Origin of the sequence: Brevibacterium paucivorans, from assembly GCF_016907735.1 — a bacterium.
GTDB classification, from domain to species: Bacteria; Actinomycetota; Actinomycetes; order Actinomycetales; family Brevibacteriaceae; genus Brevibacterium; species Brevibacterium paucivorans.
The window spans coordinates 604,582-628,355 of sequence record NZ_JAFBCP010000001.1; the positions used below are offsets into that span (position 1 = coordinate 604,582).

At 57.7% G+C, this 23,774-nt stretch carries 17 protein-coding genes; 7 read left to right on the plus strand and 10 right to left on the minus strand.

The features are described 5' to 3' along the window. Positions 1-19 precede the first annotated feature (19 nt). From nrdE to nrdH, 3 genes are read right to left on the minus strand one after another with little or no spacing between them, the layout of a single operon-like run. Positions 20-2,182 carry a class 1b ribonucleoside-diphosphate reductase subunit alpha gene (gene nrdE, locus JOE56_RS02890; protein WP_204514745.1) on the minus strand — a complete coding sequence of 721 codons (2,163 nt, stop codon included), beginning with the start codon at positions 2,180-2,182 and terminating at the stop codon, positions 20-22. Next, on the minus strand, positions 2,152-2,565 hold the full coding sequence (nrdI, locus tag JOE56_RS02895) for a class Ib ribonucleoside-diphosphate reductase assembly flavoprotein NrdI (RefSeq protein WP_102239236.1): 414 nt from the start codon (positions 2,563-2,565) through the stop codon (positions 2,152-2,154). The genes nrdE and nrdI overlap by 31 nt, the downstream gene beginning before the upstream one ends. After that, positions 2,566-2,817: a glutaredoxin-like protein NrdH gene (nrdH, locus tag JOE56_RS02900; protein WP_204514746.1), complete on the minus strand. Its 252-nt coding sequence runs from the start codon at positions 2,815-2,817 to the stop codon at positions 2,566-2,568. 551 nt (positions 2,818-3,368) lie between these two features. Between nrdH and JOE56_RS02905 the strand changes: the two genes are divergently transcribed. The 7 genes from JOE56_RS02905 (at position 3,369) to speB (ending at position 9,579) form a co-directional block, all read left to right on the plus strand. Continuing rightward, positions 3,369-4,349, plus strand: a complete 981-nt coding sequence (locus JOE56_RS02905) for an AAA family ATPase (protein ID WP_102239234.1) — start codon at positions 3,369-3,371, stop codon at positions 4,347-4,349. Between the two features lie 29 nt (positions 4,350-4,378). Then, entirely contained in the window at positions 4,379-5,215 is an 837-nt protein-coding gene (locus tag JOE56_RS02910; RefSeq protein ID WP_239530350.1) for a DUF58 domain-containing protein, read from the plus strand. Beyond that, entirely contained in the window at positions 5,202-5,651 is a 450-nt protein-coding gene (locus JOE56_RS02915; protein WP_204514748.1) for a hypothetical protein, read from the plus strand. Before JOE56_RS02910 ends, JOE56_RS02915 begins: the two co-directional genes overlap by 14 nt. Next, positions 5,642-6,616 carry a vWA domain-containing protein gene (locus tag JOE56_RS02920; protein ID WP_204514749.1) on the plus strand — a complete coding sequence of 325 codons (975 nt, stop codon included), beginning with the start codon at positions 5,642-5,644 and terminating at the stop codon, positions 6,614-6,616. Before JOE56_RS02915 ends, JOE56_RS02920 begins: the two co-directional genes overlap by 10 nt. Next, complete coding sequence (locus JOE56_RS02925; RefSeq protein ID WP_204514750.1) at positions 6,613-7,599, plus strand: VWA domain-containing protein; 987 nt, start codon at positions 6,613-6,615, stop codon at positions 7,597-7,599. Before JOE56_RS02920 ends, JOE56_RS02925 begins: the two co-directional genes overlap by 4 nt. Next, positions 7,596-8,495, plus strand: coding sequence for a tetratricopeptide repeat protein (locus tag JOE56_RS02930; protein ID WP_204514751.1), 900 nt, complete (start codon positions 7,596-7,598; stop codon positions 8,493-8,495). Before JOE56_RS02925 ends, JOE56_RS02930 begins: the two co-directional genes overlap by 4 nt. A 70-nt stretch (positions 8,496-8,565) precedes the next feature. Further along, the gene (gene speB / locus JOE56_RS02935; RefSeq protein ID WP_204514752.1) at positions 8,566-9,579 is read left to right on the plus strand and encodes an agmatinase; all 1,014 of its coding nucleotides are present in this window, start codon (positions 8,566-8,568) and stop codon (positions 9,577-9,579) included. A gap of 75 nt (positions 9,580-9,654) precedes the next feature. Here speB and JOE56_RS02940 read toward each other — a convergent pair whose 3' ends face one another. Genes JOE56_RS02940 through JOE56_RS02970 form a run of 7 tightly spaced genes read right to left on the minus strand, consistent with a single transcriptional unit; the run spans position 9,655 to position 23,761 of the window. Further along, positions 9,655-10,491: a hypothetical protein gene (locus JOE56_RS02940; protein ID WP_204514753.1), complete on the minus strand. Its 837-nt coding sequence runs from the start codon at positions 10,489-10,491 to the stop codon at positions 9,655-9,657. A gap of 40 nt (positions 10,492-10,531) precedes the next feature. After that, complete coding sequence (locus JOE56_RS02945; RefSeq protein ID WP_204514754.1) at positions 10,532-11,713, minus strand: TRAFAC clade GTPase domain-containing protein; 1,182 nt, start codon at positions 11,711-11,713, stop codon at positions 10,532-10,534. 1 nt (position 11,714) lies between these two features. Further along, entirely contained in the window at positions 11,715-12,701 is a 987-nt protein-coding gene (locus JOE56_RS02950; protein ID WP_204514755.1) for a hypothetical protein, read from the minus strand. Beyond that, on the minus strand, positions 12,698-15,586 hold the full coding sequence (locus JOE56_RS02955) for a GAP1-N2 domain-containing protein (RefSeq protein ID WP_204514756.1): 2,889 nt from the start codon (positions 15,584-15,586) through the stop codon (positions 12,698-12,700). The genes JOE56_RS02950 and JOE56_RS02955 overlap by 4 nt, the downstream gene beginning before the upstream one ends. Beyond that, the gene (locus JOE56_RS02960; RefSeq protein WP_204514757.1) at positions 15,583-17,550 is read right to left on the minus strand and encodes a SaeA-related protein; all 1,968 of its coding nucleotides are present in this window, start codon (positions 17,548-17,550) and stop codon (positions 15,583-15,585) included. The genes JOE56_RS02955 and JOE56_RS02960 overlap by 4 nt, the downstream gene beginning before the upstream one ends. Further along, a complete protein-coding gene (locus JOE56_RS02965) occupies positions 17,550-20,249 on the minus strand; it encodes a DUF2721 domain-containing protein (protein ID WP_204514758.1) in 2,700 nt (899 codons plus the stop codon). The genes JOE56_RS02960 and JOE56_RS02965 overlap by 1 nt, the downstream gene beginning before the upstream one ends. Beyond that, positions 20,249-23,761, minus strand: a complete 3,513-nt coding sequence (locus JOE56_RS02970; RefSeq protein WP_204514759.1) for a tubulin-like doman-containing protein — start codon at positions 23,759-23,761, stop codon at positions 20,249-20,251. The genes JOE56_RS02965 and JOE56_RS02970 overlap by 1 nt, the downstream gene beginning before the upstream one ends. Positions 23,762-23,774: the final 13 nt, after the last annotated feature.

Below are 23,774 nucleotides of genomic sequence, written 5' to 3' on the forward strand. Positions count from 1 at the left end.
CCCCCTGAAGCCCGCGCGCCTACAGCATGCAGGAAACGCAGCCTTCGACCTCGGTCCCCTGCAATGCCATCTGACGAATACGAATGTAGTACAACGTCTTAATGCCCTTGCGCCAAGCGTAAATCTGCGCACGGTTGACGTCACGTGTGGTAGCGGTGTCTTTAAAGAACAGCGTCAGTGAAAGCCCCTGGTCAACGTGCTTGGTGGCTTCAGCGTACGTGTCAATGACCTTTTCGTACCCAACCTCATACGCGTCCTGGTAGTACTCCAGGTTGTCGTTCGTCATGAACGGCGCAGGATAGTACACGCGACCGATCTTGCCTTCCTTACGGATTTCAATGCGCGACGCGATTGGGTGAATCGATGCCGTTGAGTTGTTGATGTACGAAATCGAACCAGTTGGTGGCACAGCCTGAAGGTTCTGGTTGTAAATTCCGTACTTGGCTACGTCGTCACGAAGAGTCGCCCAGTCGTCCTGAGTAGGAATGTGGACGCCCGCCTTCTCAAAAAGGTCGGCTACCTTCTGCGTGCGAGGTGCCCACTCCTGCTGCGTGTACTTGTCGAAGTACTCGCCACTTGCGTACTTGGAACGCTCAAACCCTTCGAACGCGACCCCACGTTCTTTAGCAATTTCCATCGACGCGCGGACCGCGTGGTAGGTCACGGTGTAGAAGTACATGTTGGTGAAGTCCAGGCCCTCTTCAGAGCCGTAGTGGATGGACTCACGTGCAAGGTACCCGTGCAGGTTCATCTGGCCCAGACCAATTGCGTGCGACATGTTGTTACCGCGCTCAATCGATGGAACCGAGCTGATGTTCGACGTGTCCGAAACCGCCGTGAGACCGCGGATCGCCGTTTCAACCGTGCGACCAAAGTCCTCGGAGTCCATCGCCATAGCGATGTTGAGCGAGCCCAAGTTACACGAAATGTCTTTACCGACGCGTGCGTAGGACAGGTCTGCGTTGTACTCGCTTGCTTCTGACACCTGCAGAATCTCCGAGCACAGGTTCGACATGGTGATCTTGCCGTCAATGGGGTTAGCACGGTTCACGGTGTCTTCGAACATGATGTACGGGTAACCGGATTCGAACTGGATTTCAGCCAAGGTCTGGAAGAACTCACGCGCACGGATCTTGGTCTTACGAATTCGAGCGTCGTCGACCATCTCTTCGTACTTTTCCGTAACTGAGATGTCCGAGAACGGAACACCGTACACCTGCTCAACGTCGTACGGACTGAACAGGTACATGTCTTCGTTGTTCTTTGCCAGCTGGAACGTAACGTCTGGAATCACTACACCCAGGCTCAGCGTCTTAATGCGAATCTTCTCGTCGGCGTTTTCACGCTTGGTGTCCAGGAATTTGTAGATGTCCGGGTGGTGAGCGTGAAGATACACAGCGCCCGCACCCTGACGCGCACCCAGCTGGTTGGCGTACGAGAACGAGTCTTCGAGCAACTTCATCACAGGGATCACACCCGAAGACTGGTTCTCAATCTTCTTAATGGGCGCACCCGATTCACGAATGTTAGTGAGGCTAAATGCCACACCGCCACCACGCTTTGACAGCTGCAGAGCCGAGTTGATCGAGCGACCAATTGACTCCATGTTGTCTTCGATCCGAAGAAGGAAGCACGACACCAGCTCACCGCGCTGTTTCTTGCCTGCGTTGAGGAACGTCGGAGTCGCTGGCTGGAAACGACCAGCGATGATTTCTTCTACGAGGTTGCGGGCGAGTTCGCGGTCACCCCGCGCCAAGAACAGCGCGACCATGACAACGCGGTCTTCAAAACGCTCCAAGTAACGCTTGCCATCAAACGTTTTCAACGTGTAGGACGTGTAAAACTTAAATGCACCCAAGAAGGTTTGGAAACGGAACTTCTTGGAGTACGCCAACTTCGAAAGTTCAGAGATGAATTCGAAGTCGTACTGGTCTAGCACTTCCTTTTCGTAGTATTCGTGCTCAATGAGGTAATTGAGCTTCTCAGAGAGGTCGTGAAAGAAGACCGTGTTGTTGTTGACGTGCTGCAGGAAGAACTGGCGTGCAGCCTGACGGTCGCGCTCAAACTGGATACGACCGTTTTCGTCGTACAGATTAAGCATCGCGTTAAGCGCGTGGTAGTCCAGGTCCGTTTCTTCACGAATGATGGCTTCTAGGTCGCGTTCGTGCGCAGTCGTTGACACAGTGTTTCCAATCCTTTGTCGACTTTCTCGACGTCGTCTTGTGTTCCGAGGAGTTCAAACATATAGAGCACTGGCACCTGCAGTTTTGCAGATACCAGTTTCGCTGCTCGGCAGTAGTTACTTCCGAAGTTGGTGTTTCCGGCGCCTATGACTCCGACAATATGTTCGCGGTTTACAGGCTGTGTAAGAAACTTCTTGACTTGTTTGGGAACCGATCCGCGGTTAGGTCCGGCTCCATATGTAGGTGTGATCAGTACGTACGGTTCATGTACTTCGATCGTGTCTTCGCTTGTGAGGAGGGGAAGTCTACGACTCTCATGCGAAAGCTTCTGAACGAAGCGGTGGGTGTATTCCGAAGGTGACGAGTAGTAGACAACCAGCATTTAGGCCACGCCGGATGACGACACAGAGCCACCACCGCCAAGCGTAGCAATCTTGTCGGGGCGGAAGCCTGACCAGTGGTCGTCGTCGGTTACAACGACTGGAGCCTGCATGTACCCCATCGCCTTAACAACGTCGAGAGCGTCGGTGTCAACGCTCAAGTCAATCGAACGGTACTCCAAACCACGAGCGTCCAATGCGCGGTATGTTGCGGTGCACTGTACGCACGCTGGCTTTGTGTACACGGTAATCATGTCTCTCCTCATCACGTTTGCAGGTGTGCGTGGCCGGTCATGGAAGAAGCTCTTTCGCTTAGAACGGACCATAAACAGGGGATTTCCGTTCCGCGCGTAGCCTTGGTGCTCCAACTCACTTCAGACCACTAGATGTTGTGTCTGCCAGACACACTACCCCCATATCGTGTGTTACACCAGTGTAATTTCATGCGCGTGTTACAGCTGTACACAGGGCGTGGACACAGTTATTAAGGTTGTCCACACACCTAAATAACAAGCATGTAGTTCGACTACCAGCGAGTTTGCTGAACCACCCAGTTCGCTCGGTGATGCGGGTCTCACAATCCATCCACAGCCTCCCACACCCAAAACCGGGTTTATCCACAGAAAAAATTTTTTGAAACTTTTTCCACCCGCCAATACCTACGTTCGAGTAACCAACAACCGGACGTTTGAGCGGGGATAGACACAAAGGTTTTGCGCAGGTGTTTCGAGACTGACACACCCAGGTAAGTCGCCCGACGCTTTTTTTCATATGCTTGAAAAGACGTCCCCGCAGGAAGGATCCCATGAGTACCACATCCCAGGAAGAAGTCGCACACGCAGGCAAGCTTCTCGCCAACATCGAGTCCTACGTAGACACATACGTCGTGGGGCAGCAACGACTTCGAGAAAGTCTGCTCATCGGGTTGCTCACCGGTGGCCACATCCTCCTGGAAAGTGTCCCGGGCCTAGCAAAAACCACTGCGGCTGCCGCACTTGCGGGTTCGGTCGAGGGTAAGTTCGCGCGTATTCAATGCACTCCCGACCTTCTGCCTTCCGACATCATCGGTTCGGAGATTTACAACTCGGCTACCGGATCGTTTGAGACGAGGTTGGGCCCCGTCCACGCCAACCTGGTTCTGCTCGACGAAATCAACCGTTCGTCGGCAAAGACGCAGAGCGCCATGCTTGAAGCCATGCAGGAAAAGCAGACCACGATTGGTGGAGTCCGCTACGACCTCCCCTCCCCCTTCTTGGTCCTGGCAACCCAAAACCCTATTGAGCAGGAAGGAACGTACGAACTTCCTGAAGCACAGTTGGACCGCTTCATGCTCAAGGACATCTTGGACTACCCGACCCACAACGAAGAGATCGAAATCCTCAACCGCATCGATGCGGGAGTATTCGAATCAAAGGTCGACGCTGCGTGTAGCGTCGACGACGTAGTTGACCTTCGTGCCTTCGTCAAGAAGGTCTACATTGACCCAGCCATTTCCAACTACCTCGTGGCCATCGTGAACGCCACGCGCGATCCCGAACGATACATCGGTCCTTTGGCGCGCTTTATCGACTGCGGTGCGTCGCCTCGTGCGTCGATTGCTTTTACTCAAGCGGCCCGCGCCCTGGCCATCATGCACGGCCGGAACTACGTCATTCCCGAGGACGTGAAGAGTTTGGCTTTGCGTGTCCTCCGACACCGCATCATTGTGGGATTCGAAGGTGCAGCCGAAGGCGTGACGTCTGAAACCATCATCCACGAACTCCTCCGCGTGATCCCTGCCCCATGACAACACTGCTCCCCCGCGTAAAGTCGCGCATGCACTTCCATGCTCGACGACTCTCACGACGCCTCCTCGACGGTGACTACGCGTCGGTCTACCACGGCCACTCCCTGGACTTCGACGACCTGCGCGAGTACGTACCAGGAGATGAAATCCGCGACATCGACTGGAAGGCGTCCGCCAGACATTCCACTCCGCTGGTCAAACGGTATGTGGCACACCGCAGGCATGCTCTCATGCTCGTCGTCAACACCGGCGTCGAACTCGACGCATCCAGCGCCGGTGGGGAACACAAACGTGAACTCGCCATTCTTATGGCAGGCATGGCCGGCTACCTTGCTGTGCGCCACGGCGACGACGTGGGCCTGGTTTACGGCTCTGCCGGCGCTACCGGCGCTACGGACTCAGCAGGATCCGAGGCTCACCTGGAGAACATTCTGCGCACGATCCTGCACTCACGCACCCCCGACGCTGGCGATATCAACACTCAGCTGTCGTGGGTAGCCCGCAACGTTTCCCGTCGTAAGCTCCTTTTCGTCATCAGCGACGCGGGAGTTCCCGCTAACCCCAAGCTTGTTCAGCGTCTGTCTGCACAACACGACTTCATGTGGGTCACCCTCACTGACGCGGACCTGATCGCTGCCAGCCACCTCGGCGATCTCAGAGGACTGGGCGTGGGCGACGACACCAACATTCCCAAGTCCCTCATGTCCCGCGAACTGCGAGACGAGTACGAACGACAGGAAGAGGAGCGTCGCGCCACGTTTGAACATGCCCTCAAAACTGTTTCGCACGTTGAACTGTCGCACACCAAGGACACCCTCCACGAACTTCACCGACTCATGAAGAGGCACGCGAATGCTCGTCGATAAACTGCACCCACTTCTGCAAGCCCACCCGGCTCTGCTGGTGGGCGCTGTTGTGGGCATTTTGTTGGGATTGTTGGTCTTGACGTGGCCGCTTGTTTCGCGCTTCTTGCGCAGTGGAAAGAAGGACCTCGAAGTCCCTACCCACGTGAGAACCAAGTACGAATCACAGCTGGCGGAACTTGAAGAACAGTTCGCGTCACAAGACCTGAGTGGCCGCCTCGTGGCACAGAAACTGGGTGAGCTGGTCAGGCAGTTCGCGTTCGATGCGTGGGGCTACAAGATCGACCATATGACTCTTGCTGAGTTGCGGCGCATGGGGTTGCGCCCGGTGGCTCACACGGTGGAGCACTTGTACTTAGCGGAGTTCGCAACGGAGGAAGCAACTGAAGTGGCTCCTCTTTTCGCTGAGGTGAGAAAGCTGGTGGGAATGTGGTCCTAAAGTTTTGGTGGCTCGCACTCATTCTGCTCGTGATAGCTGGCGTTGTGGTTGCTTTGCTGTCCCGGCCGAGGTCGCTCAAAGGTTCCGTGCCCGTCGCCTACACGCGCCGTATCACCTCTCTCCCTGGTTTCGTTGCGCGTAAGCGACGCATTCTGATTGGTGGCCTGGCGATTGTTGCGGTCACAGTGCTTGGTGGAGCGAGTGCTCTGGCCGGGATTTCCCGCCCCATCACCACGGAAACAATCAACCCACAGCAGAAACAGCGCGATGTCATGCTGTGCCTCGACGCGTCTGGGTCGATGTCCATGTATAACGCGAAGATTCTGGACACGTACGCCGATCTCATCAAGTCCTTTAAAGGCGAGCGGATCGGTATGACCGTTTTCAATTCGGCCGCCGTGTCGGTTTTCCCGCTTACCACCGACTACGAAATGGCGACCGAGTTTATTGAAGATGCCCAAACGGGCTTCGAGTCGCACGGCGTGCGTGGCATCAACTTCTTCGACGGTACCGTTGACCGTTCGATTGATGGTTCCTCGCTCATTGGTGATGGGTTGGCGTCATGTTTGAACAATTTTGACCGGGATGACGAAGAACGGTCCAGGTCCGTTATTTTCGCCACCGACAATCAGCTGGCTGGCGAACCGATCTATAAGCTCATGGAGGCTGCCGAGCTCGCGAAAAAGCACAAGATCCGTGTCTACGCGCTTGCTCCGAAAGGCTTCTTTAGCGGTTCAAGACTGGATGAACTGAAACAGGCCGCTGAAACCACAGACGGCGAAATGTTCACGATGGGTAGTGGCGGTGGCGCCCGAGGTGTCATCCAGAAAGTGCAGCAAGAAGAGGCCGCGTTGACCCCTGGTGACGCGGTAACACTGACGCACGACCACCCGGCGATTCCGCTGAGCATCACTGGGATCCTCCTTCTCATCATTCTTGGTCTTGCATGGGGAGTGAAACTGTGACGTTCAATCCACTCATTCCTTTCGTTGTTCTAGTACCGCTGGTCGTGGTGATCATGATCGGGTGTTGCGTCCTTGCGATTACGCGATCCAGCCAGCGCGTGATGTGGTTGTTGCGCGCCGTGGTGGTTTTCGTGCTGGCAACCGCAATGGCGCGTCCGGCATTTCCCACCGAGGTCGTAGTCGTCAAGCAAGAGGCCTCGGCTCAGGTGTACCTGGTAGTGGATGTCACCGCGTCGATGATCGCTGAGGACTGGGACGGCTCTGAGCCGCGTTTGGAGGGTCTGAAGAAGGACCTGAACGACCTGGTCGATGCGATGCCCGGTGCCAAGTTTTCGCTCATCACTTTCGCTTCACAGTCACAGGTGCGGGTACCGCTGACCACGGACGACGCGGCTGTGAAGTCTGCGATTTCGATCTTGGCGCCGGAAGTTACTCGCAGTTCAGCCGGAACTTCACCGTTTGAACCTGCCGCCACTGTGAGCGCACGCCTGGCTAAGGGCCAGGAGTCGCATCCGGGTGAGGACCAGTATGTTTTCTACTTTGGTGACGGCGAGAAGACTTCGGAGAAAGGCAAAGATTCCTTCGACGGGGACTTTAGAGTTGCTGGTGGGGCGGTTTTTGGCTACGGCACTGAAAAGGGCGGCAAGATGAAGGAAACGCTCGATTCTTTCCTCAGTCGCGATCCCGAATACATTAACGACCCCGAAACCCACGAGCCTGCTCTTTCAAAGATTGACGAATCGACGTTGAAGAAGATCGCTTCGTCGCTCGGAACCGACTACCACCACCGCACCGCGCGTTCAAAGATCACCCAGGACTACTCTGTGCCCTCCTTTGAGCAGTCACTCGTTGACAAGAAGGACGAACGTGGCGTGGACGAGATGTTCTGGATTCCACTCATTTTGGTGTACGCCTGGATCGTCGTTGAAACCGCTTTGGCGTTAAAGCGTGTACGTGAAATCGCAAGGATTGGTCGGACATGAAAAAGATCTCACTTGGGACGCTGATCAGCATTGTTGTGGGTCTGCTCATTCTTGCAGTCGGTATTTACTGCGCCGTCGCGTCATCATTTCTCGCACTCGCGTCATCGGCCTATAACAAGGGCAACTACGACTCGGCAATTGCGCATGCTCAGCGCTATGACACATTCGTCCCGTTTGAAAAGCACAAAGGACCTTTCAACATAGGCACTGCCCTGGCGGCTAAAGGCGATCTCGACACCGCTGAGGACCGATTGCGAACTGCGTTGGATCTGACTCCTGAGCGCGACGAATGTGCGGTCCGTCAAAACCTTTCCGCTGTGATTGAAGACAAGTCAGACAAAGCGTGGGAAGCGGATCGCCGTGACGAAGCGAAGAAGTTGCTAGAGGAGGCGAAGAAAATTTCGTCCGATGCGCCTGAAGGGTGCCGCAAGGACCAGCAGGAAAAGAACATGGACCAGGCTGAAAAACGCATGGACGAGACTGAGCAAGAGCGCAAGGACCAAGAAGAGAAGGAAAAGCGCGAGAAAGAGGAAGAGGAAAAGAAGAAAGAAGAGCAAGAGAAAAAAGGCAAGGAAGAAGAGAAAAAAGACGGCGACAAGCAAAAAGACCAAGGCGAAGGCGGAAACAAAGAAAAGGACAAGTCTGATGGTGGGGACGACCCCACCGATGAAGGCGACTCGGGCAAGGACCCTGGAGACGAGGACGAAGGGTCGGGTTCCGGAGACAGTGACGGCCGTGGGTCAGGTGGCCAAGATACGGGTCAGCAAACTGGCGAGGGCGGCAAGGAAGGAGCTGACCCTAAACAGGAAGAACTCGCTAAGCGAAACGAGAAGGCTCAAGGCCGTCAAAACAAGGAACGGTCGGGTGGATCTTCGTGGGCAGATAAACCCTGGTAAATACGTGGCAGAATGGGGACACACACCCTTGTGAAAGGGGCCACAACCGCCCTGTTAAAGAAGGACACGTATGAGCGACACACCTCTGGGACCTGCCGACTACAGCCTTACCCCGCGTTTTGCTGGACCGCCCACGTTCGGGCTTCTTCCTCGGATTGATGAAGTTGAGAATGAACGACCCGGCGCACCGATCGATGTCAAGGTTGTAGGCATTCCTTTTGATGCTGGCGTTTCCTATCGCTCAGGAACTCGCTTTGGACCGCAACACATCCGCCAGGCGTCCAAGCTCCTTCGCCCCTACAACCAAGCGACCGATATCCACCCGTTCTCGACACTGCAGATTGCCGACTGTGGTGACATCGGCGTCAATCCCTTCGACATTGAAAAAGCAGTCGCAGAAGTCGAAGCTCATGCAAACGAACTTCGCGCAGACGGCGCCAAGCTCCTGACCCTCGGTGGGGACCACACGCTGGCTCTTCCAAACATCCGGTCAGTGGCAAAAGACCACGGCCCAATTGCCGTGCTTCACTTCGACGCGCACCTCGATACCTGGGATACCTATATGGGTGCCCCGTATACCCACGGCACCCCGTTTCGCAGGGCGTCAGAGGAAGGTTTGTTAGACCTGGAACGCTGTATGCACGTGGGGATTCGCGGTCCGTTATACGGCAAGAAGGATCTAGAAGACGACAAGGTGCTTGGATTCCAGGTCGTGCGTTGTGACGACTACCAGTTCCGCCCGCTTCCTGAAATCGTCGATGCTATTCGCACCCGTTTGGGTGATTCTCCGGTATATCTTTCGATCGACATCGATGTATTAGATCCTGCAGCAGCTCCTGGAACTGGCACTCCAGAAGCCGGTGGAATGACCAGTCGCGAATTGCTCAACTCAATTCGCGGACTGCAAGGGCTCAACGTTGTAGGGGCAGAAATTGTTGAGGTCTCCCCCGCTTATGACCACGCAGAACTCACTGGTTTGGCTGCAGCGCAGGTGGGTTACGAAATTCTCTCCCTGTGGGCTGCCCAAAAAGCCGGCCACACGTCTCCTACTGGCCCCATTGCTGAAAGGTTCACGCAGAACTAGGCGAAGGCTCTAGAACTCACAGACGGGGCGCTCTGACAATGCGTGCGCCCCGTCTGTGTGTAACTTGAACTGTCCTCAGTAGCCCTGTTGCCCGTATCCAGGTCCGGATCCGTAACCTGGCCCTGAACCATAACCGGGTCCAGCAGTCCCCGGTCCCGCTGTCCCAGGACCAGCCGGTCCAGGCCCGCCAGGGCCCGGACCATATCCCGGCCCGGCGCTTCCGGGCCCCACGTTCCCTGGCCCCATGTGTCCGGGACCGCCAGCACCTCCAGCCATTGCTGGAACAGCCTGTTGCTGGTGGTGTTGGACAACAGGTGGCTGTTCTTGACGTTTCTGCGGACCTTTCATCATGATCGCGAAGATCAAACATCCAAGCCACATGACAATTGTCGAAATAAACAGGACCCAGAAGCCCGTATCCATACTGGACGCGCCAAACCCCTTGAGCGCGAAAAACTCTTGGACAAACGCAAGCGAACACGCGTTCAAAGTAAAAAGGTTGGCCCACCGGGGCGCTGCGCACAGCGCACAAATCAACGCGAACGCGAGCATCAGGGAGCCGAATCCAATGAGTAGGCGCTGATCACCTTCTGAAAGGAACCCCCCGTTTTGCCACGGAATCCAGTGCATGAGAACAATCGGAATGATGAAAACAATGGGACCGATGGCTGCGAGTATTTTTCCAAGAGTGTTAAATGCCAAGTCACTGCGTCCTTCGAACGCTTGGCGTGGAGGTTTGACCTGGAGTTCCTCGCCCAAGCGCACGAATGACACTACGAGCGCCCAAACTGTCAGAACAGCAGTTCCGAGCCCAGCAGTTAACACTGTGACTAACGGGCCAATCCACCATGAAAAACCAATAATGCGCGCAAGTTGGATGCCCACAACGGGACTCACAATAAGGTGAGTCATCAGTAACGCGAACACTAATGGAGAACTCAAAATCATGTTCTTACCTTGCTCCCATTGCCCACTGAAGTGGGTCGAGTACTCGAAACGGCGCAATCCCCAAGCTTGAAACCTGTTCTCCTACCGGAGCATAGCCCAAAGCCGAAATCGCAAAGAATCTGTGTGGAATCTGTTGACCAGTGTGCGGATTTTCGATCTTGTTCACGATTTCATCCGCGCCCATTCTCAACAACAAGCTCTTAACTTCTTGATGAAGCAACAGCTGATCAGTTTCTGCATCGTCTGATGTCAGACGCTCTCGCATCATCGCCGACCCACGGTTAGCCATGACCCGACTCCAGTCTTGGTCGTCAATGTCGGCCAACGTCTGCATCACGTCAAACTTCGACAGCGCAATGCCTACACGTGGCGCAGGCTGGGTCGCTCCGATCCGGCGTTGCAGATTGTCCAGCACCTGAACGGGACTCCCTGACGAGCGTGCTTGTGTGGGAACAAGGTCGTTGAGTCGTCGCGAAATCGCGTCAACAGACAGGGGGTCAAACATGAACAGAATGACATCCGCACGCTTCATGAAGTCCAGGTGACCATCATTTTCTGGCGGGTTTTCCAGCTCTTCACCTGCAACGTCACGAAGCACCAACAGCTGCCGGCCGTTCTGGTGATTGCCACCCACACTGAAAACGAGCGGGTCGAGCTGATACGCCTGGCCCGTGTCAGCACGCACAGTCGCACCCATCAAACCCATCTGTTCAAACAGAGGACGTTCATAGTACGTCTGGTAGTTCTCATCAGTGGTGTCGGTGTACATCTGCAGGCTGGTCCCGTTGTTCAGAAGCTCGCGTTTGAGCTCCTTGATCGCGGTGGCGATGTACAGGCTTTTTCCGGACGCGCGCGCCCCACACATTGCAATAACGGTAACGTTCGCGAATCGCCAACCCGGAGCAAGCGGGTTGTGGCAAATGGGGCACAGCTCAGCACCCAGGCGCGCCGACTGTGGGAGTCCCCCGCTCGCGACAATTTCGTTCAGCGCCGCATCGGCGTTGGGTTCAACATACATGTTGTCCACGACGTCCGCGTCGAGATCGAGCGTAGCTTCAATCCGGACCTCACGCCCCAGGAAGTACGACGCGTTGTTGTCCACAACTGGAGCGCTTCCCGTGTTTTCAAGCGCCCACGTGTACGTGTCGTATGGGACGTCAAACAAACATACTGCACATTTCGCCACATTAACTCCTCTGGGAAAGTGCCTGGACAAACTGGGCCAGTGCTGCAGAACGGCTCGCCTCGGGCATGTTCGCCAAAGCGTGTGTGTCAACGTGCGTGGCCGGGACAGGAATCTCGACTCCACTCGACTCAACTGCCCACGCTTCACGTGACATGAGCACGACCAGCTTAACTTCGACGCCACAGTTACCTAAGCGTTCAAAGTCAACGGGGAGCGAGTCGCTCACATAGATCACCAAAGTGTCCTGCGGCAACGTTGAGATGAATGCGTCGGAAGTAACGACGGAAGCCGAACGCAACGGAGCACTCTGGAGTTCATTCACCATGCGTTCGGGAAGTTCGGCCAGCTCAGATCCCATCACCGGCACATACTTGTCAGAGACCAAGGCTCCGGAAATGCTGCCTTCTGACGTAATCTGCGAAGCGTAACCGATGATGTGTTCAAGGGTCTCTTGCACGTTCTTCGCGTCAAGCGTGTGCGCCGACGCGGAAGCATCCAACGCAATCACCACGGGACGGGAAGACCCGTCAACATTGCCAAGTTGCCGGCGCGCTTCAACTCGAACGGCCTCGGCCGAAGACGACAAATCCTGCGCGACCGTGGACACGGCGGGCAACTCCACCCGCAAGGATCCACCGTCCGCGGTGAACTGCAAAATGTTGACGCTACGCAAACCTGACGGGTCAATTCCCTCAGACAGACGCACTTCGTCTTCGTCTGTGTAGTCAGTTGCGTCGACCTTCACGTTCGCGAAGATTGACGACCCGCGCGGGAACTCTTGCCCACCGGACTGAACAGAGACCGTGAAGGTGTCAGGCGGTTCTGGAATGATGACGAATCCAGGCGCTGGCGCAACAAAGTCGATTGCCGCACCGGTGGTGTCGACTACGCTGATCGTGTCGGACTGGCTGGGCAGCGTAACCGACAGGGTCAAGCGGGACCGATTGACGCTCACAGAAGCGCCTCGGTTCAGCATAAAAACAGTCATCGTGTGTCCTCCTGCCGGTGTAATGACTTCAGGGTGTTCTTGATATCGCTACCCATCCCAAACATGCTGAGTTTTCCGCCTCGATCCGTGACGAAATCCTTTGCACAGTCAAGCACGTCTTCGGTATGAACGTCATGGGCGAACGGTTCGCATACCGTGTAGATGATGCGCCTGGAACCCTGCACCAAATCAACAACGCCTACGGTTGCCGACGGCATAGCGTCCCGCACGGATCGGTCCGTCATCGCCAAAACCACAAGGTCTTCAGGTTCAATGTCCGGGTGTGCGTTCGTCAGCGAGCGCCGCACGCGTTCGGGATCCACGCTGGCGGCGTCGATGTCGTCGACGTTCACCGACTGTACCGGCGCGTTGTTCACACTGTACGTGTCGGGGAAAACCGTCGACGCCAGTTGGTACGCGTACAGATAGGAGCTCAGCGCCTGCCGGTGGTGTCGCTTCCAGTCCCCCAAGTTATATGTCACTGCCAAAAGCGTCGAAGAGTCGAGTTCGCGAGGCTGCTCATACGCATCGAGCAGAAGGCGCGGGTACCAGACTCGTCGGCTCAATGAGCTCCCTGCAGCGAGCTGTTCGCACACGGTTTTCAGTTCAGGCGACCACGCGTGTGCGTTGATCAGCGCTAATACTGCATCTGTGTCGAACAGGTGCGGCGCTACGTGGAAACATTCGACCGCTACCTCAGCGGGCAATGTGACGATGTATCGCACCACCTGCGTGGGTTGCGCTGACAAGGTCTGCATGTACCGGGTCAGTGGCACGGCCAGTTGGGGGTTTTCACGTAGGCTCAGCGCTGTCAGTTGCGCGACCAGAGGTGTGAATGCGTTTCCGTGCGCGCGTTGCTGTACCTGCTTTGGTAAACCGTTGCTTACCAGCGCACGTGCCAGTGGCTCCGAAACTGCCAACGTCTCCGAGGCTGACCGCGTTCGCAACGCGCCGTCCTGGGTCGCTGTTGGTCCCGTGTCGTGTTGCTGGACGCCACGTTCTCCCGGTGGCGCCCACTGACTTGCGGGTTGAGGTGACCGCGCAGGTGGCACAGGAGGTGGGGTGGACGGGCGTGCAGGCGCTGCGGGAGGTGGCGCGGCTGGTTTGGGAGGAACCACCGAGGTGGGTGCCGGGTTTGTTGGAACCCCCGCCGAGGTGGGTGCTGGGTGAGCCTGCGTCTCAGGTGTGTGCGCTTGTTCGTTTCCGAGAAGAGCGTGTACAAATGCGGACGTGGCACGAGCGTCAAGTTCGACAGGGTGCGAGTACCGTGGCGCCGATTGTGGCAACTGGGCAATGAGGGTGATGAGTCGTTCACTCAGCTGAGGATTCGCGTCAAAGTCCGCGATACCCGCGACACACAGCATCTCAGCAACCGCAAACGAGGACTCTGTCACCCGCCCCAACTCTTGCTCAACACGACTGACCGCACCTGCGACGACCTCGGCGTCCTTTGCCAACTCAGGCGCGCACACAAGCTGCGCTGGGCGCGGAACGTTGGCCCGTCCTTCCAACGTGGCCATGAGCGCGGCCCGCTGCGCGACGATTCGTTCCGCGCTGTTCGCGTCATGCGGGTATTCGTCGACAACCGCCCACGGATCAGAGCTACCGTTCACGCGCGCCACCACGTCTTGACTGACGCGGGCAAACAGTGTGTCGATGTGACGAGCGGAGGCGGGGAAGCTCCGGCTTGCTGCGTCGAGCGCCCGGTCCACAATGCCATGGTCCAGCGACCCTGGTTCCTTGACAAGAAGCGCGGCTAGGGCCCACACGGGTTGCACGTTTTCATGCGGCTGAACAGGAGCCCACTGGTCCATGTTTGTAAGGGCTTCAAGCCTGCCCGCAAGTTCTTGCGGTTGGGCAATGCACGCGCGGATGAGCGCTGAGTACGCAGTCACTGGGATTGGGCGCCCCTGGTTGAGCACATGCTGTTCGCCTTCAATACGTGGAATGTCGCCGTCGCAGATCACGTACGCGTGGTCCATGCGTTGCACATCTTCACGGTCGCATTCGGGAACGGCTACGATCTGCATACTGCCCTTGAGCTCACGGGCACGTTCGTACACTGACCAGTTCACAGTCCGCGCAAGCGACGGGCTCATGAGGTACTGCACCGCCATCATGACGATCGCGCTCCAGTCCTGCCTGTCACTGACCAGCACTACAACCCCCGAGTCCCGGGCGTTCATGAGAGCATCAGCAGCGGCCAGGATCGGCTCCGTGTATCCCGGCGTCTGGAGTACCTTTGCGATCATGTTCAGGTTGCCGGCCTGCATGCTCTGAGGCTTCTCAGCGATCTGCGTGTGCAGAATGTCGTCGACACTTGCGGGCCTGGCAAAGCTGGGCGAGCGCCACAAGTCGATGGGCCGCATCGTGTCCGGGTCGCGGTCCATCAGAATGTGGCTGTACACGTTTCCGGGGCGTCCGGTTGAGTCGGCTCCTGCGTTAGCTGCGTAGGCGTAGATTCCTGGCCGGTCGCTTTCAGGTGCGTGGTAGGCCAGGCGTACAGGCAGGGCTGCGACTTGTTCTGGGGTTGCGAACTTAGGAAGTGTGCCGTGGTACGAAAACTGCGACATGACGTAGCGACGCAGGGTCCGTCGTTCGTCGTCGGTGGGTTCCCCCACGATGTCTTTTTCTTGCCACCCTCCCGGTGACCCGTCGGCCCGGTCGAATGAGGCGTATGTCAGCTGCGCCCAGCGTGTGACGGGTGGCTGTGGTGTGTCCCGTGGGGTGGGTGTAGGTGTGACCGTGCCCGAGGTGGTTGCGGGTGAGTCGCTGTTTGGCACGGTGATCCGCGCGGTGGGTGCCGAGGGGGTTCTGTCCTGGGGGATTGTTCTTCCAGCCCGGTGACCAAATGTGGGTGGCCCTCCCGTTTGGCCCTGGCTCATTGCCAGTTCCCCTGCTGGTATTGCTGTTGTTGGGGTGGCATGGGTTGTTGTTGCATTCCTTGCTGTTGGTAGAAGAAGTTCAACCACTCCGCTGGTTGCAGGCGAACAACAGCTGGGTCCAGGAGGGCGTACCGTTTCATGTCCTCGGTGCGCATGTCGAGGAATGCACGGATGAAACCGTTGGGCTGTGGAACCGGGAACGTGTACACAGCGCCGTCGGGGTTCTCAAAAGTCGAGTACAGCGCGTGTGGTCGCACGCTACGTCGTGGTTCATCGGCTGCGGGTGACACGCGGGTGAGAAGGACCCTGGACCCGTCGTCGGGGTGCAGTGGCAAACGGGTGGGGTTGTGGACAACACACATGCTGACCTGTTCACGCAGATCACTTGCGACTGCTTTGACGTAGAGTTGTCCGTCCAAACCGCCAGCCTGGTTGAGGTTCATCGCGAACTCGTACTGCAGCTTGACCAGGGGGTTGGAATCCAAACGAGTGGGCTTGGACAAGATGTCCCGTCCCCCGCTGAAAAGCCCGGCAACCAGGTAGTAGGTGGAACCACCTCGGTCGTCTTCTCCTGGGAGCGATACCCCACCTTGGTCGCGGTACTTAGATTCGTCGATCTGCACAACAGGCGAGCCGCTGAGCGCGGATTGCGCGTCACCGTCAATGTGTGTGCGGTACACGCGCACGGTGTCAGCACCCGAGGGCCACGCGAAGCTGATGATTTTGCGTCCAATGCGCTCCGTAAACTTAGCTTCCGTGACGGGACGGACCCGCTGACCGTGGATTGTGGTGCCCACGCGCACCTTGTCCCCGTCGAATACCACGGGGGTGAAGTATGCGCGGGTCCACTGTTCTGGCCATGGAACGCTGAACATGGAGGATGTGCCATCGTCGCCCTTGTGGACCGGCATTGCGAGCCGGGCGTCATCGGGGAGGAACCCTCGGTCATTGAGATACGACGCCGTGAGTTCTGTTTCCTGGTCGAGCCCGGACACCGGCGGTTTTTCAGTTCGGTAGATTTCTACACGACCGTGAAGCGGGGTCGACCACTTGAGGTCGAACTCGGGGCTTCGGCGGCCCTCGTTTTCATCAGGTTCGTGAAGAACAAATTCCAGGTCGGTCACCGGTTGCAGTCGAATGGGAATCGACATGGTGAACTCGGTGGGGTCTGACGCGTAACCGTCGTGCGACACCGAAACGAACTGGTAAATGTACGTTTCGCCTGGGATACCTTGGCCGTCGGTGAACCCTTGCGTGTTGGGTTTTGTTCCTGCCACGCGGTATTCGGGACCGGCAACGCCCGTGGTCTTGACCTTGGCGGGGACACGGTAGACGTGGACGCTTGAAATTCCTTCCAGCGAGTCCCACTTCCCCACCACGTACTGTTCGTCCAAGCGAATGTTGGCGTTTTGAATTCCGTGAGTAATACGGCGGGCGGAGTGAAGCACCGGCTGCACGGTCTGCGCTTCTTCCACGGTTGGGGCTTCGTACCGCCACACCTGGTAATACCGGACGGCGTGACGTGGCCTACCGGTATCGATGGCCGAAGTGCCTTGAGTCACGACGACTTCTTCGGCCATGTCCGGTGAGTGAGGCTCACCTGCGTCCTGTGCCACCACACGGTACACGCACGGAGTTTCGCTGGGCTTCCACTCCAGGTGAACACCGTCGTCCTGAGCTTTCGCCTTCATGGTCAACGGCGTGGGTTGCTGGCCAAAGTTAAATGGCGCAAACCGGATCCCGTGCAGCTGCTGAGGTTCCTCAGGGGCATCGTTTGGCTGTTCGACGTCCTGGTTTTGCGCACCCTGGGGTTGAGCGTCCTGGGGTTGGCCACCCTGAGGCTGGACGTACGGGGCAGGTGGCTCCCAGGCTGGCTCCTGGGTTTCGTTCCCCGCCCGAGGTGGTGGAACGTCGATCCGTGGCTCTGGGATTTCGAACGGATCGTTGAAGTCGAAGGACGACATTAGATAGCGTCACCTCCGAACGGGTTGTTCCACGTCGAAGGCTGCTCGTTCTGCGAGGGTTGCGCGTTTTGGGCGGGTTCAGAAACCGACCATTCCGAATTGCCCCAGTTCACATCACCGCTGTAGCTCTGTGCGAACTCCAGATCGTCAGGCGTGAGGTCACCCGTGATTTGGGTGTGCACCAATACTTCTCCGAAACCAGCAGGCTGTTTGCGCACACTGTTAGCAATGACTGCGTGCTTGTCGTACCCCACGGCGTTCGCGGTGAGAAGTTCGTCGTCCAAGGTTTCGCGGATTTCTTGGTGGTCTTCCAGACCAACAGTTCCACGGAAGTCGTCCAGACTTTGGCTGGTGTGTTCGCCACTGATATGGATTTGGCTGAGCAGAGCACGTCGCGTTGGTTCCATCCCAGGGTGGTCCAGACTGTTGCGCATCTGTTCCCAATAGCCAGCTTCCAGAGCCGGGTCTACCCCGTTGTTCCGCAAAGACAGCGCCAGCACGGTGAGAACTGAGTCGTCGGCTGTGGACTGTTCAGCGAACAGAGAGTGCATGTCCGCACTCAACGGGAAGTTGTTGATTCCAGCCCGCTGGAGGCTCACATTGAGGAAGTTTCGGAATTGCTCTGACGTCCAACCCGTGTAGAACACCTCGGTCCGTAGCATGCGAGCGGTCTCTTCCACCTGAGCGTAATCGACCACGTACTCTGCGCTCCCCATGCTGATGGGGAGATCGTCAAAGCGGCGCTGTTCGCCACGCACCAGTTGCTTGCGGGAACCAAACGGCCGGTGGACAAACGCCCCCACAATATCTGCCCAACGCAAGTACTGGGAGTAGGCCTCACCGAGGCGCGTGAACTCAGAGATAGTCGCTTTGAGATTGCGGACGTCAATCTCTTGGTCTTCCCTGTCCTTCTTTCTGCGGTGGATCACTTGGAAAATATCGGTTTGGGTTCGCATGAACAGGCCAAAAGCACCTGCCAGACTTCCCACCAGGCTGATTCCAAACACTGTCCAGGCAAGCCACCACGGCGCCCAGTCCATACCGGCAAGGAAGAACATAAGAACGGTCAGCGCGGACAAATAGCCAAAAAGTTGCCTCAACTTCGCACTGAGAATGCGGTGTGCTTCAGCGAGCAGATGTTCTGAGTCGTCTTCTTCGTCAGTGTTGCGCCCCAGGTTCTTCATCCGCTCAGCGATTTCTTGGCGACGCGCTTCGAAGTTACTCGAAATAGCTTCACCAATCCGGCTGACAAATGACCTCCGGCTACGGTCGTACCAGTCAGTCATGTCGTTGAGCTGAGCGTCAGCGTCAGGTGTCTGCATGTCAGGGTCCTGCGCGACCGTCTTGATCTGCCGACCCACTTCCTGGGCGTGTACAAGGTCGGCTGGCTGAACACTCATCGCACCCAGGCGACCTGCGACGGAACCTTTAAGCGTGAAGATGTCCTCAGGGTCAGGCGCGACAACGGCGGGGTCACGCACGATTGTCGGCTGCGGAGTACGCGGTGGCAGGTCGCGGTCATGCGTTCCGTAGTCAAGAAGCGTAAGCGAGCTATACACCATGGATCGCCACACACCCGACATGTCGATGTTGTGGCGGTCGACCCCCAGCGCACCTTCAATGCGCTGGGCTGCGTTCATCGACTCTTGCCACCCTACTGGGCGACCGCTTGCGTCGATACCGCCAACAACGACGTTGTACTCTGAGGCACGGTCACCAAACACCAGCCCGTGAACGGTCTGCGCAACTGCGGCTTTTGTGGAGTCGACGAGTCCGGATGCTAAAGCACCGGGCGTTCCCTTGATCGCGTTACCCAAGAACGCCCCGAACATTTTGAGCGCTTCACCCGCGGAAATCGGTTTGGGTTCAGGCGCCACGTACTGTTCGCGGTTAGGTGTCACCAGGTAACCGTGTTTTGCCCAGAAGTCTTGCAGTGCCTGATCGACAACGACACCGTCGTCTTCGAAGTACCGTGACGGAGCACCCTGGTGGTTAGGCAGCGGGTACCCTGAAGCTGTTTCAAAAGCCTTGTCGCGCAGCGCGTCTTCAACGGCCGTGCCATCCAGGCGCCGGAAGAACGAACGTACTAAACGACCTCGGTACCCTTGGTAGGCAGGTTGCAGATCATCGACAGTTCCGTTCGGAACCGAATCCCACATACCCGCCAACGGGGCGACCTGCGATGCCAAGAAAGCACACACCTCGGCGATATTTGCCGAGTTGACCGGCCGGGAACCCACCCGGGGGCCCTTCGAGTCCGACGGGCTCAACACGACGTCAATCCAACCGTTGGAATCCGGCAACTCCACCTTGTTGGAGGTGTGTTCGGTGGCGAATACCGCGCGGATCGCCGAAACGTGCGCAGCCCCGAAATCCTGGGTGATGACATCGCGGACGAACGAACCCACCTGACCGGTCTTTGCCAAGCGTTCAGCGTCTTGTTCGGTACCCGTCACGGCTCCCAAGACCAGCACGCCAATGCGGGAGTACTGGACCTGACCGGACAAATAGCGCACGTCAACCGGCTTGAGCGCCCCTTGAGACACCAGTTGCGCGTTGAGATTGCGCCCCAGATCCTGAGCCTCAACGGGAATCCAAATGAAGTCGGAAACAAGACCGCTCACTTGCCAGTCACGTAACGTTTCACGCACACCAATGAGGTGCGCAGGCGCCACGATAAGACTCAGATTCGTGTCCATTAAAAGGCTCCAAATCCTTCAGGTAGATCGTTTGCGAAGCCGCCTCCGCCGCCGTTGCTTTCGGCGTCGGTCTTGGCTTCGTCGAGGAGTGTCATGAGTTCTTCGGTCACCTGCACGATGTCGGGCACAAGGTCGCAGAAGATCGGGGTTGCCGATCCCTGCGCACGTGAGTCAACCCGCACGCTGGCAGTCGACTTGTTCGCTGACGTGTCGAGCTTGCTTGCCGCGAACGTGTGGACGGTTTCGAGGAACTGGCGGGCGTTGGTGTAACGCCCTTCGAGGTCTTCAGCGTCAGCACGTGACGGTTCGCCTGACGGGGTCTTACCGGTAGACAACCAGTCAGTGAGGAAGTCCCGGGCCGCGACAATCTGCAGACCTGAAGCTGGTTCTTCTTCACTGCCGTCATAAATGGAACGCAGGGTCTGGTACGGGATGAGCGAACCCAGCACCGGAGTTTGGTGAGCGTTCGCGATCGCCAACAGGAACGATTCCAGAACCGCAGGCAACCAGTCGAACGTCTCCCCCACGAATTCTGACGGTGGAGTGAGAAGCGGGTTGGGGAAATCGATCCACTGCTGGTTTTCCGCACGGAACACACGTACCGGACGGCCCAAGTTGCGGCGGTCTGGGATCTGCAGTTGTCCCGTCAGCTGTGCCACGTACCAACCGGCGATCATGGCGCGACGTTCCAGGTCGCTCATCGGCAGTGATGCAGGCAGTGGGCGTGCGCGTCGGAATGTCCAGAAGTCGCGACGCTGGCCAGCCGAGGTCAGGCGTGACCACCGGTCGGAGACCGGCTGAAGCACGCCGTCGAATGCGATGGGGCTCAGGTTTCCAAAGGATCCGAAGATGTCGACGTGGGTAATACCGGCCGCCGTCTGGCCCTGCGAAACGACCTTTTCAAGAATATCGACCGTCTGAGTGTCGACCGACTGCTGCGAGGTCAGGACTTCAGTCAGTGCGTCGACCAGGTCCGGGGCCGCACCGAACGGAACGGACGAGAACTTGTACTGATAACGGACCGCTGACGAGTGGACGCTTGCAACCACATCTGGGTGGACGCTTGCCAGTGGAAGTGCGCGCGTGAGTGTCTTGCGGAACTTGTCGGCAACGTCCTTTTTACGCTGGTCGATTTCGTGCGGAGCCGCACCGTCGTTACCCAGAATGTAGTCTTCGAGCGACAAAGCGCAGTAGTGTTCAAACGCTTCGTTACGGCGGTTGACGAACTGCAGTGCACGGTGGCGCAGTTCGTTCGCCTTCACGTGCAAGGTGTAACGTCCCGAGGTGGGTGTAATGGTGCGTGATTCCTGGCTACGTGGGTCGAACTTGTAGAAGGTGGGGCGCCAGTCGGAGTTGACCTCCAAGAGGCCACCAGGTGCGCGGGAACCTTCTGCTGCTGGCCACTGTCCCGAGATGACGTGAGCCGCACCCTTTTGGCGGGCTGCGTCCCAACCGTTGTCGCCTTCGATGGTGGCTGGCAGGTGGCTGTTGTAGAGGTTCTGGAAGTCTTCGGCTGCCGTGATGAGGACTTCGTTGTGAGCCGTGGAGAAGCGTTCTGGAACGCGCTGGTCTTGGTCAGATGGCCATGCGGAGTACACGTCAGTTTCCACGTTTGCCAAACCGACCGTGCGGCTTGTTTCGCTCACGACCAGGTCAAGTGCTTGGATGGACTCATCGATGGTCTTCAGCAGTGGCTGGATGAAGTCACGCGGAGCTTCGCTCAGAACGGAGGCGAAGATCTGGCTGGCTTCAATGAAGCACCCGTTGAGCAGACCCACGTGTAGGTCGTTGATGACCTGACGTTCAAACTGGTCACCCTGAACCATGTTTCCGCGCACTGCCGAAACCGACGCGGCAACCTGCTGGCTTGGGCGCATAATGTCAGGTGCTTGGTTTGCCCCCAAGTTGGAGCATGCCGCGGTGAGTTCGTGCTGGAGGAAGGACTTCATCTTCTCCATGAGCCCGCGGGCATATGGCAGACCGTAGTCAGAAATCGCGTCTTCGAGCGAGGCGAGGAAAGCGCCCTGGAAGTTCAGCATCCAGTCAAACGTGGTGCGGACAACCGTCTGTGAAGCAAACTGGCGGAAGTGCGAGTGAGCGCTGCGCAGGTACGTCTCCAAGCTGGCCAACCAGTTAGGCCCCGACTGGCCCTGCGCACGTGGCATCTGCGAACCGGCCTGCTGTTCGACGAACTGACGCAAAGCCGAGTCCAGTTGCTGACCGCCGGCTGCTCCACGGATCCACGTCGCTAACTGGTTGATGTCACGAACCTGCATTTCATTAGGCAGGCCCACGCGGTTCAGGAAGGTGTCCCACTGGGAGTCGATCAAACGGTTGAGCTGTTGTTGCGCACCCGCGCTCGAGCCTTCCTGCAAGTGCCCTTCACGCAGACGATCCACGGACGTGCGAGCCAAACGCTGCGAAGCGTAGTGACGGTACCGGTCACGGCCCAAGTTCAGCGAACCGAACCCGAACGTACCCCATGACAGACGCTCACCGGCTTCAACACCCCACCCCAGGTAGCTGCGGTTAGGTGAGAGCCCATCCTTGTTTGTCAGGTCGTACTGACGGAACGAAGACGAAGCCGAACCCGACACCATGAGGGCTGCGAGACCTCGGGCCAAACCACGGTAGACACCCTGCTGGGTTCCATCACCGAACGTGGTGCGGTCCAGCCCCTGGTACTTACCAACTGGGAACACGCGGGCAAACGACGGTCCGCCGGAGCGGTCGATGTGCTGGCCAAGTGCCTCCAGAATGCGCACGTCGTGCTCTTCCGAGGACACCGACTGAGCCGACACGATCTCACCCAACATACCCAGGGCGTTTGGTCGCACACCCTCGAGGCGGTCGGGGAAAATGTCGGAGGTGTACATGTACACACACGTGTCGTTGACCGAAACACCCTGCACCTGGCCCAGCAGGCGGCACACGTCAAGGGCCATCGACGCACCGGCACCACCGGCCATCGACGACACGACCAAAACCATTGGGGAGCCCTCCGGGTCAAACCCGCCGGAACCGGGGATGGCGCGGGCCGCCTCGGCCATTTCCGAATTTGCCTCCGTGGTCTTCATGCGGTTCACCGCACGTTGCAGACCCTGGAACACATCAGGGGCACGGTTCAGGGTGATCACACGGCCCACACCGCGCATCTGGCCAGCACCGTTCTTCAACGGAGTGGTTACCGCGGCGGGCTTGCGAGGCGCCCACGTCACAAACTGATCCAGGTCACCGGACTGCTGCAGCTTCTGGCTCACCGCCGAGTCAAGAACAGAGTAAGACCCAGACGAAGGCGCGGTTCCGATGTATGTACCGCCCTGGTCGCGTACGTTCCCCACACCCTTGACGTCCGTGTCGGGGACGGTTGGAACGTCGACGTGTACGAACTGCCAGCCTTCAGGCAGTTTCGAGATGCCGTGTGGCATGAGCTCAGACCGGAGCTGGTCCATCATGCGTGCCAGTGTTTCACCACCGGATCCACCACAACCGACGACGAGGAACTTGTACATGATCTATACCTTT

Excerpts from the sequence above, each read along its gene's own strand:
- JOE56_RS02965 (WP_204514758.1), bottom strand. The coding sequence starts at position 20,249 with ATGGACACGAATCTGAGTCTTATCGTGGCGCCTGCGCACCTCATTGGT.
- JOE56_RS02960 (WP_204514757.1), bottom strand. The coding sequence starts at position 17,550 with ATGTCGTCCTTCGACTTCAACGATCCGTTCGAAATCCCAGAGCCACGG.
- nrdI (WP_102239236.1), bottom strand. The coding sequence starts at position 2,565 with ATGCTGGTTGTCTACTACTCGTCACCTTCGGAATACACCCACCGCTTC.
- JOE56_RS02910 (WP_239530350.1), top strand. The coding sequence starts at position 4,379 with ATGCACTTCCATGCTCGACGACTCTCACGACGCCTCCTCGACGGTGAC.
- JOE56_RS02930 (WP_204514751.1), top strand. The coding sequence starts at position 7,596 with ATGAAAAAGATCTCACTTGGGACGCTGATCAGCATTGTTGTGGGTCTG.
- JOE56_RS02955 (WP_204514756.1), bottom strand. The coding sequence starts at position 15,586 with ATGAGCCAGGGCCAAACGGGAGGGCCACCCACATTTGGTCACCGGGCT.
- JOE56_RS02915 (WP_204514748.1), top strand. The coding sequence starts at position 5,202 with ATGCTCGTCGATAAACTGCACCCACTTCTGCAAGCCCACCCGGCTCTG.
- nrdH (WP_204514746.1), bottom strand. The coding sequence starts at position 2,817 with ATGATTACCGTGTACACAAAGCCAGCGTGCGTACAGTGCACCGCAACA.
- JOE56_RS02970 (WP_204514759.1), bottom strand. The coding sequence starts at position 23,761 with ATGTACAAGTTCCTCGTCGTCGGTTGTGGTGGATCCGGTGGTGAAACA.
- JOE56_RS02950 (WP_204514755.1), bottom strand. The coding sequence starts at position 12,701 with ATGACTGTTTTTATGCTGAACCGAGGCGCTTCTGTGAGCGTCAATCGG.
- JOE56_RS02905 (WP_102239234.1), top strand. The coding sequence starts at position 3,369 with ATGAGTACCACATCCCAGGAAGAAGTCGCACACGCAGGCAAGCTTCTC.
- speB (WP_204514752.1), top strand. The coding sequence starts at position 8,566 with ATGAGCGACACACCTCTGGGACCTGCCGACTACAGCCTTACCCCGCGT.
- JOE56_RS02940 (WP_204514753.1), bottom strand. The coding sequence starts at position 10,491 with ATGACTCACCTTATTGTGAGTCCCGTTGTGGGCATCCAACTTGCGCGC.